The organism is Legionella sp. PC1000 (assembly GCF_014109805.1).
Classification (GTDB): Bacteria; Pseudomonadota; Gammaproteobacteria; order Legionellales; family Legionellaceae; genus Legionella; species Legionella resiliens.
In genome coordinates this window covers 293,142-309,797 of sequence record NZ_CP059400.1, presented here as the reverse complement: position 1 = coordinate 309,797, position 16,656 = coordinate 293,142, and the positions used below count along the sequence as shown (strand labels likewise).

Sequence of the window (16,656 nt, the reverse complement as noted above, 5' to 3'; positions counted from 1 at the left end):
ATATGTTTGAATCTTGGTGGAAAATCAGATTTGAGCTCAAGTTGAACGCAACATGCTGAGATAGCGCAGCCTTCATCAGCATGTTTTTTCGTTCACCCTGCAAAGCCAGATATGCTGCGCTTTGCTCGGGTATTCCAGTTATATCCTCTACTGGATTTGCCACCAACCCGTTTTTCTTCGCACAAGATTAGGTGCAATAATCGTTTTTTGAGTTCTATCAGATAGTGTGATGAGAATCACCAGATTATTATTTTTATCAGGACCTAAAATCGTTGGCGAATTTGCATAACTGTTTGATAAACCAACACCTACAGCATATACCCCATTGTATTGATCAGAGGCATTAAAAGCACTGTCACCATTTAGATCAAATCGGGCATATTGGAAAGCGCCTCCATTTAAGAAATTCAATTCTAAAAGCATGGATGAAAATCCAAATCCGCATGAATCAAGAGGTGGTGTATTGAGTGTCGCAATAAATGCTCCGCTTATCAGCTCCGGACTGCCGATCACTCTTTGGCCTGCTATAGGTAAATCGGCAAACCACCCCACTTTGTTAGTCCAGTTTATGGTGTTAGCCGTTGCTGTAATGAGGTCTGTAGATAAACCAGAAGTCGCTGAATTAACCAGTGATAATGTTTGCTGCTGAAGATCAGTTCGTGTAAAGGTTGCGGATGTAAGCGGTTTATCCCATATCCCATAAATTGTTTGAGGTTGGGCATTGGCCAAGTCAGACGTTGTCAGAAGTTGCCCTGTGCCAAAGAGGACAAATGGGCCTTGATAACGTGGATAATTCGGATTTAGAGTCACTATAGGGGCTGTTGTTATAGGCTGAGCAACACCAGTAGAATCTCTTGCTTGAAACAGGAGTCGAGGACTCCAATTGGCAGGATCATTAGATGAAACATCAACTGCCCATAGGTTACCTTGTATATCGCCGGCATAGACAGCTGTGATAGGTTCCCCTTGCAATCCATCTCTTTGAGCTAATGCAACTGTCGATAGTCCTTGGGGTAAATTTACATTACAGGCTGACGGCACAGCAGCACAAAGATCTATTTTTCGAATTAATACTCCTGTTTGAGGATTGACTGCATAAAGTACCGATTTATTATTCGTGCTGTTATACCCATTACCAAAAAAGACAGCAAAATTTAAGGAGGTAGGGCTTGTTTTTCCTATTTGACCCACTTTGGGGGTACTGAAAGTAAGTCCTAAATCAATATCAGCATATTCCCACAAGACAGCGTTTGCCAGCGCAGTTTCAGTACTTAGGCCAGTAGGGTTAGTTATATCAAGCGCATAGATACTTTGACCACCTGCATTTTCTCCTCCCACAAGAATAGTGTGCCAGGAGCCGTCAGTGAATTGAACATCGGCGCTTTCTGGTGATCCATTGACATAGAATAAATGGTTCTGATTATAGAGAGTAGAAGTAAGCTGAGAGAGATTATTAAATACATCATTGGGAATGAAGGCGAAGAGTTCTTGACCCGTGGTCGCATTAAGCGCATGGAGCATCCCATCGTTGGCCCCCACATAGAGGGTGGGTTGTCGATTAACGTGTGTTTTCGCAAAATCGATATAACTGGTCGTTAAATAAGGAGCTTGAGGTGCGCCAACGTATATGACTTGGCTATCAACTATATCCCCTAGGACATGCGAACGATTACGGAATGTACCCCCATTTCTTTTTTCCAATCCGGTATTGCCTCGTATGTACTCTAATCGCTGTGCTCCTAATGCATCTATAGGTTGTAACTGAGCTTGTTGGGTTGTATTAATATTTTCCCATCTAAAGGGAACGCCGACTTGGGCCACAGGATCCCATGTAGCTATTTTTCGGTTTGCTGACCACCCCGCTCCGGCCACTAAAGAGTCAAGTTGGGATTGGGCTGACCAGAGGACGGTACTTGTTGGTGCGCCAGTATCTGGATCAAGGTTTATCGCTAACAAATTTCCAGTCCAATCTTCGTAAGGTGTATCTCTAGTGGTAAAATTAGCTTGGTACTCCACAATGTCCGTATCGATACGCGTTGAACTGACGGTCGCTGCTGACGTTGAAAATGATCCATTTTGAATATTTGCCAGAATTGCATTAAAACTATTGACTAGTTGCTCTGGATTCGTGGCAGGGTAATAATCTATCGTGTCCCCTGCTACTGCAATGGCTTTTAGCGTCGCGGCAGCTTGCGGATTCACGGTAGGATCAACGCCTGCCCCCAAGCCTATGACAAAAGTTGTAACCTTATCATTTTTTAGCTTAACTACTTCATCAATTACATCACTTAAAGCTTGATCATTTGTACTATTGAGCGATCCATCCGCATTGAATGTTGCAGTGACACCATATCCTACTGCTGCTGCACTCCCTAATGGCGGCCAGTATCTTCCCTGGAGATCCTGAGTGGGCAAACCATCTGAAATCAGAATAACGTATTTTTTTTGCGGGCAATCACCACTCGTTGTTCCAACAGTCTTCATAAAACTTCCAGCCCGGGTCAGCATCCCTCCAAGGGGAGATTGGGTAGCAGATGCTTTTATTTCAGTGGTAGATGTCGAATTAGTTTCCGGTTTTAATAAGGGCAGAAAAATATTCAAGGCATTGGCAACACTTGTAGGAGTTGGATTGACTCCAGCAGTAGTCATGTTTATCCGTATATTACCCGTATTAAACGAATTGTTACTGTAATAGGCGAAACCGCGCTGCACGTACATAACCTGCGGTGAAAAAGGTACAAATCCAGCATTTGTAGGTGCTGTGATAAAATTGCCAATAGAAGGTCTTGTATTGGCATAGGTCATTCTTATATTCCCTTGATTATAATTGGATAGGGTATAATTAGGAGGATAAGGATTAGATGGGGTGGGACCATTATAACTCACGAATACCCCTGGAAGACCACCTGAACTAAAAAGCATATCATTAATTACTGGATCGTCACTGGAATCCCCAATTTGCATATACTGGTTTGAAGACACCTCATTGGCCCCATAAAGCGTAGCGATGGATGCGCAATTGCTCGCAATGGTAGACGATGCTGAGCTATAGTTATAGCAAGGATTAGTGACATATCGATTACCGACAATTGGAGTATTTGTAAAAACAAAATTACTCCCTTGAGGCGACATGTAATAAACCCACGTATTAAAAATGCTGATGCTGCTCGTGCTGTAGGTCCCCAAGGCAAAATCCGTTGAAGGTATATAATGTTCAATAATGGCTTCGACAGCTGCTTTGGCGATATTTAATCGACTGGGGCTATTATCAATTTTAGTTCCTCCCTGAGTAACAGTATAAGGCGCGAATCCATTGGCATCTGGGGCTTGTACGGGTGGAGTAAATCCTGGTGGGACTTGATAATTAACAGGCGAACTTGAATTGTAAAGTGAAATTAGACTGCTTGACAGTGAACCTGAACCAGTCATAATCGCACCGCTAAAGTTACCATCCATCGATTGAGAATTTCCTATCAGGATCAATACCTGAGGATGTGTTGGACTAGCGATAACCAGGGGAATTTGAGGAATAGCTAATGACACGGCGTAGAGGGATATAGAAAAACATAACAAAATAGTAGTGAGGACATATGATAGAGATCGCATAAACCAGTTTCGATATCTGATTAAATTCCTAAATTTTAAAATGTCCATCATCATCATAATCAAATCCCTTGTTGCATTTGGACGCTAATCCAAAAGCGAAAATTAAACAACCCGCGCCCATACACAATAGAAAAAACAAAATATCCATTTTGCGGAGCATAAAAACGGAAATAGAGCAATAAACCGTCTTTCTAAAACCTAATTACAGAAATAATAAAGAAAATTCGCATAATTTAAAATACAAATATGATGAGGAACCTATCCTTCAATAAATTTTCATGACATTCATGAAATTAAATACCACCCTGGAATATGAATTACTTTAGATTTAGTCGCTTCAGTAAAGTGTTAAATAATCTCTTTTTACCTCACTATTGATTGAATTTTAGGAACTCTTTTGAATTCGCTAGAAAGGCTTGAATAGAGGGGGAACCATTCAAGCCATGATATTGCGAGGTAACCGCTATGATTTATGCCACTTTTTTCTCTCATTGGACTGTACTATGTGATATGTTCCATCGTATATCACGAGTTGCCCTTATTGGAGGCAAGTTAGAAACCTTTTCCTTTAGGTTTCGGTGAAATTATACTTTTTTAGTTTCCAATGTCAACAATAAATTTCTATTGGAAACTATAAGTTTCCAAAATTCCTTATTTTTGCATAAATCATATCGATTTGTTATACTTCATATCCTTAAAAGCTGGCTTGTATCATCATGGAAAAAGTTAACCTAGCAAAACAGTTCGCTAACCGCTTGCGTGATGCAATGATTGCGGCTGGATTTAATTCGCAACGCTCTACTTCAGGGGTCTGCATCCATACGTTGTCAGAAATTACAGGTTATTCAGTACAAATTTGTCGTAAGTATCTCCGCGGTGAAGCCATTCCCGATCCCGTTAAATTAAGAGAAATCGCAGTAAAAATTCATGTTTCACCAGGATGGTTATTATTTGGAGACTCCCATAATGATGAGGGAATCACCCCAAAAAAAATATCAATTAATAAAAATTTGCTTCACTATATTTTCGCCAAAGCATCAAGCCTTTATAACGGCACGCTAATGGAACAGGAAATACCTAATTTTTTAATGGAATTAATCAGTGATGTCAGCCTAATTAATGCGGATGAAGAACAATCTAAAAAAATCATTGATTTGGCTTTATCTACAGTGAAACATTTTAGTCATTCGCAAGCGATATAATACCAACTTGTCCTATGGATAGTTCTTGCTCGCAAAAATTAACGCCTAACAATATGTTCCACCATTGATCTAATAGTGGTATTATTGCATTTTAAAAAAACACTGAGTTTATATGTTACTCCATTGTCTTTTCATCATAGGTATTTGTGTTGAAGCGATCACTGGCGCATTAGCTGCCGGTCGCAAAAAAATGGATTTTTTTGGTGTCATGTTGATTGCCTGCATTGCAGCATTAGGTGGTGGTACTGTGCGAGATGCTCTATTTAATACTTATCCTCTGACCTGGGTTATTCATCCTGAATATTTACTTTACACATCATTATTTGCATTCCTCACCATATTTATTGCACATTCATTGATTCGAATCATGAAAATATTTTTAATCCTGGATGCCCTGGGACTATCCACTTTTGTGATCATTGGCACTCAAAAAGCACTAAATCATGGTTTATCACCAAGTATTGCAGTCATTAGCGGGATGATCACCGGTATTTGTGGGGGGATGTTACGAGATATTTTATGCAACGATATTCCATTAGTATTAAGAAAAGAGCTCTATGCAGTCATTGCCTTGGCTGGCGCAGTACTGTTTATTGCGCTCGACTATTTTCATATTTCAGAAAATATTAATATAATCATCACCCTAATCAGTATTTTTACTGCACGTCTATTAGCCATTTTTTTCCACATTGAAATACCGATATTTGATTATTCGGAAAGTATCAAAAAACGCAAAAGGAAATCCTAGCAGTAGCCTGCCTGGCTGCTTGCAACTGTCTCTTGATAACATCTCAGCCTACGCCTCGCGGCTTGTCCGCGGGGTCCAGTGTTTTAGCGAAGATCCCCTGGATCCCGCGGACAAGCCGCGGAACGTCGGAGTAGAGCTGGATTAGTTTTTCAGTGATGTGTAGAAGATTCAGTTGCAGGCAGGCTACGAATCACACTTAAATTTCTTTAACTTCAAGAATACTCACTTCTTCGATGGGTACATCAGCATGCCCCATACTCTGTCCCGTTTTTACTTTGGCAATAGCATCTACAACATCCATTCCTTCCACAACTTCACCAAATACACAATACCCAAATCCTTGCATGTGCTCACCGCTGTAATTTAAAAATGCATTATCCGCAACATTAATAAAAAATTGTGCCGTTGCAGAATGAGGATCCATAGTTCGTGCCATTGCAATCGTCCCTCGCTTATTTGGCTTCGCATTCTTGGCTTCATTCTTAATGGGTTCGTGAGTCGATTTTTGTTTCATATCTGAATCAAACCCACCGCCTTGAATCATAAAACCGGCGATAACACGATGGAAAATTGTATTATTATAGAAACCACTGCGCACATAATTAAGAAAATTTTCTGCTGTAGTCGGAGTATTTTCTGTATCTAACTGTAGATGAATATCACCTTTAGATGTACTAATTACAACCATTATATCTCCTGTCATTTTTTAAATTAATTGATGGATCCTATATATAAAAAGACGTTGCTTTTTACAGGATAATATTCGTTATGCGACGTAAATGACATGAGTTGTCTTTTAGTTCAAACTGTCACTCATAATCAACTCACGCATTTTATCACAAACATCGTGCATTACATGAACATTATGGATACTTGCTAATGCAGTAAATAAATTTGTTTTTTGTTTTGCTAACTGATGCAAATAGGAACGTGAATAATTAAGGCAAGTATAACAAGAACATTGTGCCATAATTGGCGACATATCATCAGCAAAACATGATTTTTTTATTTGAATTCGTTCATTTTCGTACTCACTGGCAAAACGTAGCCAATTGCCTTCCTGAATCAACTGACCACAGTATAAAGACCCATGCCGCGCGTTACGTGTAGGAGCAACACAATCGAACATATCAATTCCTTCGGCAACTACATCTAAAAGATCTTGGGGTGACATTCCAACGCCCATGGTATATCGCGGTTTATTCTCTGGAAGATAATCACGTACCCACCGGATAACTTCAACCGTGGTTTTCATATCAAAACCTATGGTTTCACCACCAATCGCAATACCTTCCGTATTCAGGGAAGATACGAAATCCGCACTTTCACGGCGTAAATCTTTAAAAGTACCCCCTTGGATAATACCGAAAAGCGCTTGCTCATACCCATATCGTGAATTGGGGTATTGTTGATGGTATTGCATGGATTGTTTTAACCAACGATGTGTACGCGTCATGATATGATTTACTTCATCTTTGGTACAACTGTCTGGTGTGCATTGATCAAAAGCCATGATAATATCTGCACCAATGATCTTTTGGGTTTCCAAAGACATTTCCGGTGTCATATGGATTAATCGGCCACTGCTTGGTAATCTAAAATGCGCTCCTTCCTCATCAATAGTACAGATTTCTTTATTCTTGGATAAACTAAAAACCTGAAAGCCCCCGCTATCCGTTAACATAGGTCCATGCCATCCCATAAAAGGATGCATGCCTCCTGCTTTTTCGATGACTTCCATACCTGGGGCGCACAGCATATGATAGGTATTACCCCCTAAAATGATTTGACTGTGCGCATCATGCAATTCTACAGGGGTCATATTATTTACACCTGCACGTGTGCCAACCGGCATAAAAACCGGAGTAATAAATTCACCATGAGCAGTAGTGACACGTGTCACCCGTGCCTGGGTAGCTGAGTGCTGATACAAGACGTCACAAGAAAAGGTTTTCATCTGCTAAAAATTATTCAAAATGCCGATGATAGCTAAGTCAAACCCAGATTACCAGCATTAGTCATGATTAATCTTGAATCAGTAGGCTTCTTTTATCAACCCCAACTTGCTGCAGCAGCAATGGAGTAGAGCTACACTCATGTGAGCAGTCTCTTGACTCCCTCCGCGGACAGACCGCGGGAAATCAGAATAAGAGCTGGACTGGTTTTTCAGCAATGTATAGAAGATTCAGGTCACATGAAAATTCACTGCCTCAACGAAGCAATTTGCCGCTACAGTAACGTTTCGAAAGAAGTATAATCTATGATATCATCCGCAAAACCGATGGAAGCATGGCCTCATTCATCCATTCTAAAAAGGATACACGTATATGCCCAGTTCAAATTCTCACTTATTCATGATTGATATAGAAAATACTGAACTTTCAGACCTTGAACGGGAAATCGTAAAACATCCTAATGTCGGATCCGTGATTCTTTTCACACGCAACTTTACAAGTCCACAGCAGTTAGAACACCTAATTCATGAAATTCGCGAAATCAATCCCAGCATTTTTATAGCAACCGATCATGAAGGTGGTTTTGTGCAACGTTTTTTGCGCCAAGGATTTCGCTCCCTGCCTGCCCCTCGAGTCTATGGTGATGTGTATGATTTAAGCCCGGAAGTGGGCATCCGCCTTGCGAGACAATATGGCGAAATTATGGCCAAAGATTTATTAGCATTTGGTATCGATTTAAGTCTTGCTCCGGTCCTTGATCTCCATGACAAAAGTCTGGTCATTGCACGTTTGGATCGCGCTTTTCACCATAATCCTGATGTCATTATTGCTTTGGCAAGTGCTTTTATTGAAGGCATGAATGCAGCTGGAATGCCTGCAGTTGCCAAACATTTTCCAGGCCATGGTTCAGTTGGTGCTGATTCACATACTGCGATGCCCATTTCTCTCGTCTCGATGGATGAATTGAAAATTAAAGATTTAAAACCTTTCATCGAACTGATCAAGAAAGGACTGCTCAGTGCGGTCATGCCCGCGCATGTAACATATAAAACAATTGATGCAAATAAACCTGCTGGTTTTTCAACAATTTGGCTGCAAGAGATTTTACGCCATGAATTGAAATTTAAAGGTTTGGTTTTAAGTGATTGCTTGAGTATGACGGGTGCCGATATAGGCAATTTAAAGACCCGCACAGAGGAAGCGCTTAAAGCAGGTTGTGATATGTTAATCGTCTGCCATCAACCGCGTCACGTAGTACTAGAACTGGTGCAAAAAATCAACTTGCCTCAATCACCAGAATCAGCTGCCCGCATCGCTCATTTTAAAAATCAGATGCTTCGTTTCGCTCATCCTGAAAGAAATCAGCCCATTGCTAATTTATCCCAAGCAGCACAAGAATATGAAGGTATTGCCGGGAAAAATCTGCAATTCAATACCTCAACAACAATTTAAATACCTGTGGAAATAAAACTCAGGGCTATAAAACGCCTAGCGACTATAAATTATCATTATGGAGCACGCTGGATCGGGTGTTCCAAAACAAAAAACATCCCATAAGGGCCATGAATAAAAAGTATATGGCAACCCATCCAGGCATTGAGATTCCTAACATATGCCAACTGGCTTCAGCACAATCCCCAGTTCCCCAAAATAAAGCTTTCGCTACATCTTGCCAGGGTAAATAACGAATTAAAATATCCAGGCTTGGCATACAAGCGGGTGCTTCACCTGCCGGTAAAGACTGTAACCATAATTGACGTAAAGAAAAATATAACCCTGCGCAGGCAATGATGATTTGCAGCAAACTGATAACACGCGCCCTCTTTAAAGTTCGAAAACTTAATCCCATAACCGCTAACAATAAAAAAACACATAGGCGCTGCATAATGCATAAAGGACATGGAGCAAGGCCGACCATATATTGAAAATAAAAAGAAGCAAACAATACAAATACAGTCAGCATTGCATTAAAAGTTTGAATTTTTTTATAAGTAAGTTTTTTCATGATTTTGGCAACATATAGGATATAGCCGCTTTAAGATCATCATCACTGCATTTAATACATGTTCCTTTTGAGGGCATAGCATTCAAACCTTTAATTGAAGAAGCAAGTAAATCATTTAATTCTCTCCCCGATAAACGCGGTTGCCAATCCTGTTCATTTCTGAATTTTGGTGCCCCCGCGAGACCATCTCGATGACACACAATACAATATTGTTGATATGTTTCTTCTCCGGGCTCTGTTTTTGTTCCGGTAGAACTCATTTCTTTATTATCTATTTGAGTCTGGCCCTGTACAGTAACCTTTCCTACAGGTTGAATTCTTAATTGGATTTCTCGTTGCTGCAATTCATTACTTGCATACAGTGCAAATGAAAAACAAGACAATAACATCAAAAACTGCAACTTCATGCCCAGACACCTCATGATAATACAGGGTAAAATACATTTAATAAAATGATAATAAAAAATACCCACATTCAGCACTTTATGCGCGAAATCCAGCTTTAGTCTTCCTACTCCATCGACTGGATTCCTTGTATAAAACACAACAAGTAGAGCTACGCTATGCTTACAAATTAGCTGCGTTTACCCTGCAAGATAATAATTTGACATAATACCTAGAAGTGAATTTTTTTTCCAGCTAGATACAAAGGGAGCTGTTTTACCTTTCGCAAGCTTGAGTCAAAATGGCCTGATTTTCGAGTATCGAAGCACACCACTCTTAATTTTTTCGCCTACGTACCGCGCTTTATGCACGGTATCCAGAGGATTTTGCTCTAGAAATGCTCCGCCGCATCTTAAAATATCCATCTGGATACCGTGCATAAAGCACGGTACGTAGAGAAATTTAGCAGTACATAGGAAATTTAAGAGGTACGTAGAGAAATTTAAGCGGTACGCTGAGAAATTTAAAATGAGAACCGACGATCCCTCAGACCTTTGTTCCCATAAGACAATCTTCAAACTATAATGACTCTTCTAGCCAAAATTTTATGGAGATAAAAACATGGTGCGAGCAATTCCTGAAGGCTTTCATACGGTAACGCCAACCTTTACTTTTAAAGATTGTGCGAAAGCAATTGAGTTTTATAAAAAGGCATTTAATGCCAAAGCACTGGATGTTTTCCCATCTTTGGATGGAAAAGGCATTATGCATGCCCATCTCCAAATTGGTAATTCTATTATGATGATGGGTGATGAAATGGAAGGGGACAATTGCTCTAAAAGCGCTGAGACCCTTGGCAACTCGCCAATAGGATTTTATATCTATGTTGCTGACGTAGACTCCGTTTTTCAACAAGCAGTAGCTGCTGGTGGTCAAATAACCATGCCTGTATCGGAAATGTTCTGGGGAGATCGTGCCGGACATATTAAAGATCCTTTTGGCTATTCCTGGATGATTGCCTCGCATACCCGAGATCTAACCGATGAGGAAATCAGAAAAAACGCAGCAGATTTCTTCACATCAATGGCAAAAAATAAGTGATGTTATAAGGGCTTGAAATGTCAGAATACACTGAGTTGGATCCGATTTTGCTCATTGCAGATCCTAAAATAGTCGCTATCCCGGTGATTGATAATCTCGAACCAATGATTGATTTAGTGGATCTTCGAGAAATAAGTTATGGTCCCTCTCCGGAAATCCCCAACAATACTGATTACACAAAAATGCGGAAAACGGTTTATGAAAAATTAAAACAAGCCCAATTCTTGTTACCTAATGGATTACGTTTTTGTTTGTATGAAAGTTATCGGAGTTTGACATTACAAAAATCGCTCTTTGATACACGTTATGAGAAAGTGAAGAACAAACATCCTGAATGGTCACCCGAACAGATCTTCATTGAAACTACTCGAATGGTTTCTCCAGTAATTAACCAAGACGGTTCACCCAATATCCCACCGCACTCAACAGGCGCGGCAATTGATGTATATTTAATCAATGAGCAAGGAGAGGCCATTGAAATGGGAATTCATCCTAAAGATTGGATGGAAGACATAGATGGCTCTCTTTCACTTACTGCCTCAGAAATTATTCCCGAGGTAGCAAAACAAAATCGCAAAATCATGAGTTATGTCTTAGAAGCAGTTGGTTTCGTTAATTATCGCAATGAATATTGGCATTGGTCTTACGGAGACCGTTACTGGGCTTATTATAAACAAAAATCTTATGCCCTTTATGATAACTGCAAATAGTATTCTTATTCTGTCACCTGAATAAAGCGCTGCCGTGCCCGGGGATTTTTATACAATGAAAAATCCGGGCTCCGCTTTGCTTTAAACACGATGAACACATCTTAGGATATAAAAAGCAACTTAAAACTTCATTCGACAACTCTTTGAGCGTTAGGTTATATTTCAATTGAGGTAATTCATTATGAATGGATCACAATAAGGAAATGGTATGGCAAACATAAATGAAACATACACTCCAGACGCTTTAAGGAGGAATTGGGGATGGCTCTTGGGATTGGGGATATTACTTGTTTTTCTAGGTTGTATCGGCTTGAGCATGGTCATTGGCTTAACATTGGTCAGCATGTATTTTTTTGGCGCCTTGTTAATTATCTCCGCAATATCTCATTTTCTTGATATTTTCAAACATAGAGACTGGAAAGGGATATTCTGGCAAACAATAATCGCAATTTTATACCTGATTGGTGCTGGAGTGGTATTGTATGATCCCTTTTTAGCATCTACTTTAATTACAGCGTTTCTGGCCGGAGTACTGATTGTTATCGGAATCATACGAATAATTCTCGCACTATCTTTAAAAGACACCAAGGGATGGGGTTGGCTCGTATTTGCAGGAATTATTGCCATTATTCTTGGAATATTGATCATCATGCAATGGCCAATTAGTGGTTTATGGGTTATAGGAATGTTCATTGCTATTGATATGATTGTTAATGGTTGGACTTATATTTTTATCGCTCTTTCGGTGCGTGCATCCTTATAATGAACATAGTATGATACTGCATTCTTTACAAAATGCGGTATCCTTATGCACTCAAGAATACTACGTATAGCAACGCGCCAAAGCCCCCTCGCTTTATGGCAAGCAAATCATGTTCGCGATTTATTATTAAATAAATGGCCGAATCTGCAGATTGAATTATTACCCATGAGTACCTCTGGAGATAAATTTCTTAAGGATAAACTCCAGGCTATTGGCGGCAAGGGTTTATTTGTAAAAGAATTAGAAGAAGCGTTGTTAGATAAACGAGCAGATTTTGCTGTTCATTCTTCAAAAGATATGCCCGCAGAATTCCCTGAAGGCCTCGATTTAGTTGCAATCTGTAAAAGAGATAACCCTTTCGATGTTTTTGTCAGTTACCAACACAACAATTTGCACACATTGCCAGCCCAATCTATTGTTGGAACCTCTAGCCTTAGACGGCAATCGCAATTATTAGCGTACCGCTCGGATTTAAGTGTTAAATCCTTACGAGGGAATATCAATACTAGACTTGAGAAACTCAAATCAGGAGAATATCACGCAATTATCCTTGCTGCTGCAGGCCTTGAGCGTATGGGTTTCACTAATGTCATCACCGAACAATTATCAGCACACATCATGCTTCCTGCGTGCGGCCAGGGTGCCTTAGCAATCGAATGCAGAAGTGACGATCACAAAATCCAAGCCCTGCTTAGTGAGCTCAATGATCCCATATCCTCTATTTGTGTCCACGCAGAGCGAAAGGTTAATGCTCTGCTTGGCGGTAATTGTCATGTGCCTTTAGCAGTTTTTTGCGCTCCAATAGAAAACAAACAACTTTCTTTGCAAGCAAAAATTTTAGCCCTTGATGGATCACAGATCATCACGAGCACGCAAACCGGCCCAATAGAGCAGGCAACCAGCTTGGCTGAGCGCTGTGCTCAATCTTTGCAAGTCCAAGGTGCAGCAAACCTTCTCGCATCAGTTCCACAATGAGTAGCTCGCTTCACGGTTTATGCATTTTAAATACTCGCCCACGAGAGCAAGCACATCAGTTGAGCCAAAGTATTCGTGAGGCGGGAGGAATAGCAATTGAACTTCCAACTCTAGAAATTGAAGCAGCAAACAGCAATTGGATCAATTCTTTGCCTCATTTAGAAAAAGTGGATCAAGCCATATTTGTTAGTGCAAATGCTGTTCATTATTGTTTTACTCAATTAAACCAGCGACATATTAAGTGGCCATCTTCGATTCAAGTCATTGCAATTGGTCAAGGTAGTGCTGCGGCGTTGCAAAAATTCGGCATCCGCGTGAGTGCAGTTCCTGATGTACCTGACAGTGAACATTTATTGGCATTAAAAACATTACAACAACCAGAAAAACAAAATGTGCTACTATTTAAGGGTGAAGGAGGCAGGCCTCTCATTGAAGAACAATTGATGCACAGAGGAGCTAACCTGATTATTCTCAAAGTATATCAAAGGGTTATTCCTCAAATAAGCCGTCAATTTATTCAATCGATATGGCGCGATGATTTAGTGGACATTATACTGTTAACAAGCGAACAGTCTTTGCATCACCTTTTTAAACTGTTTGATAAGGAAGCCCATGATTGGCTTCGCAATAAAAAATGGCTAATAATTAGTGAGCGCCTGGCTCAAGTTGCCTCTTCAATGAATATAAAAAATATTAGGGTATGCAATCCTAATCAACTAATGAATACATTGTTTGACTACATAAACAAGGATTAACTTATGGCAAGCGGCAAAGAAGAACAAATACAAAAAGCAAAAAAGGCAGTCAAAACAACACATAATGAAAAGACGACACCAAAAATTAATTCCACTGTGTGTAAAAATAAATATCTAATATTTGTATTAAGCTTTATTGTTGCGCTGGTAGCGCTTGGCGTCGCTGCCTATACTCTTTTTCTGAACAAACAATTGCATGAGCAATTAAATAAAACGCAAAATAATTTTTCCGCGCACCTACAACAACTAGAGCAAAAACAAGATCAAGCTCAAGAGCAGCTCAATGCAAAAACAAATAATGCTGAAGAAATACAGAAACAATTACAAACTAAATTCGAAAGTTTAAGCAAACAGTTACAAAATGCAATGAACCAAAAGTTTTATCAAAATCAGGACTGGCTTCTTCTCAAAGCACGTTACTACCTTGAATTAGCACAAATCAATGCACATTGGAGCAATGGAGTTGACCCCACAATAGCATTGTTAAAACAAGCAGATCAGCTTTTAAAACAATTTAACGACCCTAAAATTTTGGATATACGGCAAGCCATCGCTAAGGATATAGTTCAAACCCAAGCCCTACCTTCTGTGGATGTTGCTGGATTGCTTAGCCAATTGGATGCGGCACAGAGCAGCATTAATGATTTGAGAACTCCATTACCGCTAAATGAGAATCTGACCTCAACAAAAAAAACAACAACGCCAGCCAATAGCTCACCTACTTGGCGCGATCGCTTTCAAAACAGCATGAATGTACTGGAGAAACTTGTTGTGATTCGACGTCATGATCAGGAGATTAAACCACTTATATCCCCCGCATTCGAAGCCATACTTAAAGAAAAGCTCCGGCTTAATCTGCAAGAAGCACAATGGGCAATTTTAAATAATGAGCCCTTTGTTTATCAACTGGTTCTAAAACAGGCAATTGATAGTCTTAAAATGAATTTTAATGCAAATACGCCAAATACAGCGGCTTTAATCAAAAAACTTACTGAGTTACACCAAACAAATATAACTCAAAAAAGACCCAGTATGGGTTCTGCACTCCCTATGCTCAATGAATTAATTGACACCAAAAAATCAGCAAATCAATCCATAGATAGCGAACAAGGAGGAAATCAATAATGATGCGTCTTCTCTTTGCTTTTTTGATTTTATTGGGTGCGGTAGTTTTAGGAATTCAACTCAATAAAGATCCAGGCTATGTATTGATTGCAATCAATCATTGGACCATTGAAACTACGGTCTGGGTAGCCGTCTTTGGTATTATTATTTTATTCATTGTTTTGTATCTTATTCTTCGTTTATGTCAGAAAATTTCGCATACCCCACGCTCATTAACCCGATGGCATTCAAAACGACTTGCTCAAAAAGCACAAGCTATTACTCGAAAAGGATTAATTGAATACAGTGAAGGATATTGGTTAAAAGCAAAAAATCATTTGATTCAGGCCTTACCTAATACCGATACACCGTTACTAAATTATTTAACAGCAGCCCGAGCAGCTCAAAAAATGGGAGACAATCAATTACGTGATGATTATTTGCGTGAAGCACAGCACTCAATGCCAGAAGCTAAAATTGCTGTTGAATTAACCCAAGCAGAATTACAACTGGCAAATCATCAATGGGAACAAGCTTTGGCGACCTTAAAACATTTACATGATATAGCCCCACGCCATCCTTACGTCTTAAAACTCATCATGCAACTTTATCAGGAAGTAAAAGACTGGCCGCAACTCATTGCTATTTTGCCTGATTTAAAAAAGCATCGGGTTGTTAATCAGCAAGAACTTGAGTTATTACAATACAATGCTTATTTGCAAAGGCTTATTGACCTGGTGAAGCAAAATCAACCAGAAGTTGTAGATGCCTTTTTTCATTCGGTCCCTAAACCTTTGGCTAATGAGCCAAATATTATCGCAGAGTATGTACGTTTCTTATTAAAAAAAGCGGACTTTGGTACGGCAAGTAATCTACTGCAACGCGCACTGCGTAAAGATCTCAGTCCTCAATTGATTAGGCTTTATAGCCTATTACCATCTGATGAGAAGCAATTGGCTTTTGCTGAAGGGTTACTCAAAAAAAATGCGCATTCAGCAGCACTTTATTTATCTTTAGGGCAAATCTGCATAAAACAACAGCTCTGGGGCAAAGCCAAGTATTATCTTGAAAAAGCAAATGAGATCGAACCGACAGCCTTGGCCTACGAAATTCAAGGACAGTTGCATGAAAAGCTTGGCGAAGAGTCACTTGCATGTAAAAGCTATAAGAAGGGCTTAGAACTCATAACAAAAGAAACCTAAAACCATATCCACGTAAATTCTTAGCTCCTAATCAGGAACCAGTTAGGTTTGATCGGGTTGTGAAAAATTTTTGCTAAGCAAGCTCATTAATTTAATTAATTCCAATTTAATAAGTAAATATAACAAATTTCTTTTTGAAAGCAATA

At 39.6% G+C, this 16,656-nt stretch carries 15 protein-coding genes; 10 read left to right on the top strand and 5 right to left on the bottom strand.

The annotated features are described in order from the left end of the window. Positions 1-147: 147 nt before the first annotated feature. Complete coding sequence (locus FOLKNPGA_RS01385) at positions 148-3,654, bottom strand: PilC/PilY family type IV pilus protein (protein ID WP_182352717.1); 3,507 nt, start codon at positions 3,652-3,654, stop codon at positions 148-150. A 668-nt stretch (positions 3,655-4,322) separates the two neighbouring features. Between FOLKNPGA_RS01385 and FOLKNPGA_RS01380 the strand changes: the two genes are divergently transcribed. Together FOLKNPGA_RS01380 and FOLKNPGA_RS01375 are read left to right on the top strand one after the other, a co-directional pair. After that, the gene (locus FOLKNPGA_RS01380; RefSeq protein WP_182351407.1) at positions 4,323-4,808 is read left to right on the top strand and encodes a helix-turn-helix domain-containing protein; all 486 of its coding nucleotides are present in this window, start codon (positions 4,323-4,325) and stop codon (positions 4,806-4,808) included. Between the two features lie 112 nt (positions 4,809-4,920). Next, positions 4,921-5,556 carry a trimeric intracellular cation channel family protein gene (locus FOLKNPGA_RS01375; RefSeq protein WP_182351406.1) on the top strand — a complete coding sequence of 212 codons (636 nt, stop codon included), beginning with the start codon at positions 4,921-4,923 and terminating at the stop codon, positions 5,554-5,556. A gap of 196 nt (positions 5,557-5,752) precedes the next feature. Here the strand turns inward: FOLKNPGA_RS01375 and FOLKNPGA_RS01370 are convergent, their stop codons facing one another. Both FOLKNPGA_RS01370 and tgt read right to left on the bottom strand, forming a co-directional pair. Further along, the gene (locus tag FOLKNPGA_RS01370; RefSeq protein ID WP_182351405.1) at positions 5,753-6,244 is read right to left on the bottom strand and encodes a peptidylprolyl isomerase; all 492 of its coding nucleotides are present in this window, start codon (positions 6,242-6,244) and stop codon (positions 5,753-5,755) included. Between the two features lie 108 nt (positions 6,245-6,352). Beyond that, positions 6,353-7,513, bottom strand: coding sequence for a tRNA guanosine(34) transglycosylase Tgt (tgt, locus tag FOLKNPGA_RS01365; RefSeq protein ID WP_182351404.1), 1,161 nt, complete (start codon positions 7,511-7,513; stop codon positions 6,353-6,355). 370 nt (positions 7,514-7,883) lie between these two features. Here tgt and nagZ point away from each other — a divergent pair, with 370 nt between their 5' ends. Next, positions 7,884-8,963 carry a beta-N-acetylhexosaminidase gene (gene nagZ, locus FOLKNPGA_RS01360; protein ID WP_182351403.1) on the top strand — a complete coding sequence of 360 codons (1,080 nt, stop codon included), beginning with the start codon at positions 7,884-7,886 and terminating at the stop codon, positions 8,961-8,963. Positions 8,964-9,006: 43 nt separating this feature from the next. On the opposite strand, the gene FOLKNPGA_RS01355 is transcribed toward nagZ, so the two are convergent. Then, positions 9,007-9,516 (bottom strand): disulfide bond formation protein B, encoded by a 510-nt coding sequence (locus FOLKNPGA_RS01355; RefSeq protein WP_182351402.1) that lies wholly within the window; start codon positions 9,514-9,516, stop codon positions 9,007-9,009. Continuing rightward, entirely contained in the window at positions 9,513-9,923 is a 411-nt protein-coding gene (locus FOLKNPGA_RS01350; protein ID WP_182351401.1) for a cytochrome c5 family protein, read from the bottom strand. The genes FOLKNPGA_RS01355 and FOLKNPGA_RS01350 overlap by 4 nt, the downstream gene beginning before the upstream one ends. 598 nt (positions 9,924-10,521) lie before the next feature. Here FOLKNPGA_RS01350 and FOLKNPGA_RS01345 point away from each other — a divergent pair. From FOLKNPGA_RS01345 to FOLKNPGA_RS01315, 7 genes are all read left to right on the top strand, one after another. After that, a complete protein-coding gene (locus FOLKNPGA_RS01345; protein WP_182351400.1) occupies positions 10,522-11,001 on the top strand; it encodes a VOC family protein in 480 nt (159 codons plus the stop codon). Positions 11,002-11,018: 17 nt separating this feature from the next. Further along, positions 11,019-11,711 carry a M15 family metallopeptidase gene (locus FOLKNPGA_RS01340; RefSeq protein ID WP_182351399.1) on the top strand — a complete coding sequence of 231 codons (693 nt, stop codon included), beginning with the start codon at positions 11,019-11,021 and terminating at the stop codon, positions 11,709-11,711. A gap of 208 nt (positions 11,712-11,919) precedes the next feature. After that, positions 11,920-12,474, top strand: a complete 555-nt coding sequence (locus tag FOLKNPGA_RS01335) for an HdeD family acid-resistance protein (RefSeq protein ID WP_182351398.1) — start codon at positions 11,920-11,922, stop codon at positions 12,472-12,474. Positions 12,475-12,519: 45 nt separating this feature from the next. After that, positions 12,520-13,449 (top strand): hydroxymethylbilane synthase, encoded by a 930-nt coding sequence (gene hemC / locus FOLKNPGA_RS01330; protein WP_182351397.1) that lies wholly within the window; start codon positions 12,520-12,522, stop codon positions 13,447-13,449. Beyond that, positions 13,446-14,204 (top strand): uroporphyrinogen-III synthase, encoded by a 759-nt coding sequence (locus FOLKNPGA_RS01325; protein ID WP_182351396.1) that lies wholly within the window; start codon positions 13,446-13,448, stop codon positions 14,202-14,204. Before hemC ends, FOLKNPGA_RS01325 begins: the two co-directional genes overlap by 4 nt. A gap of 3 nt (positions 14,205-14,207) precedes the next feature. Continuing rightward, entirely contained in the window at positions 14,208-15,329 is a 1,122-nt protein-coding gene (locus FOLKNPGA_RS01320; protein ID WP_182351395.1) for a uroporphyrinogen-III C-methyltransferase, read from the top strand. Next, positions 15,329-16,510: a heme biosynthesis HemY N-terminal domain-containing protein gene (locus FOLKNPGA_RS01315; RefSeq protein WP_182351394.1), complete on the top strand. Its 1,182-nt coding sequence runs from the start codon at positions 15,329-15,331 to the stop codon at positions 16,508-16,510. The genes FOLKNPGA_RS01320 and FOLKNPGA_RS01315 overlap by 1 nt, the downstream gene beginning before the upstream one ends. The last annotated feature ends 146 nt before the right edge of the window (positions 16,511-16,656 follow it).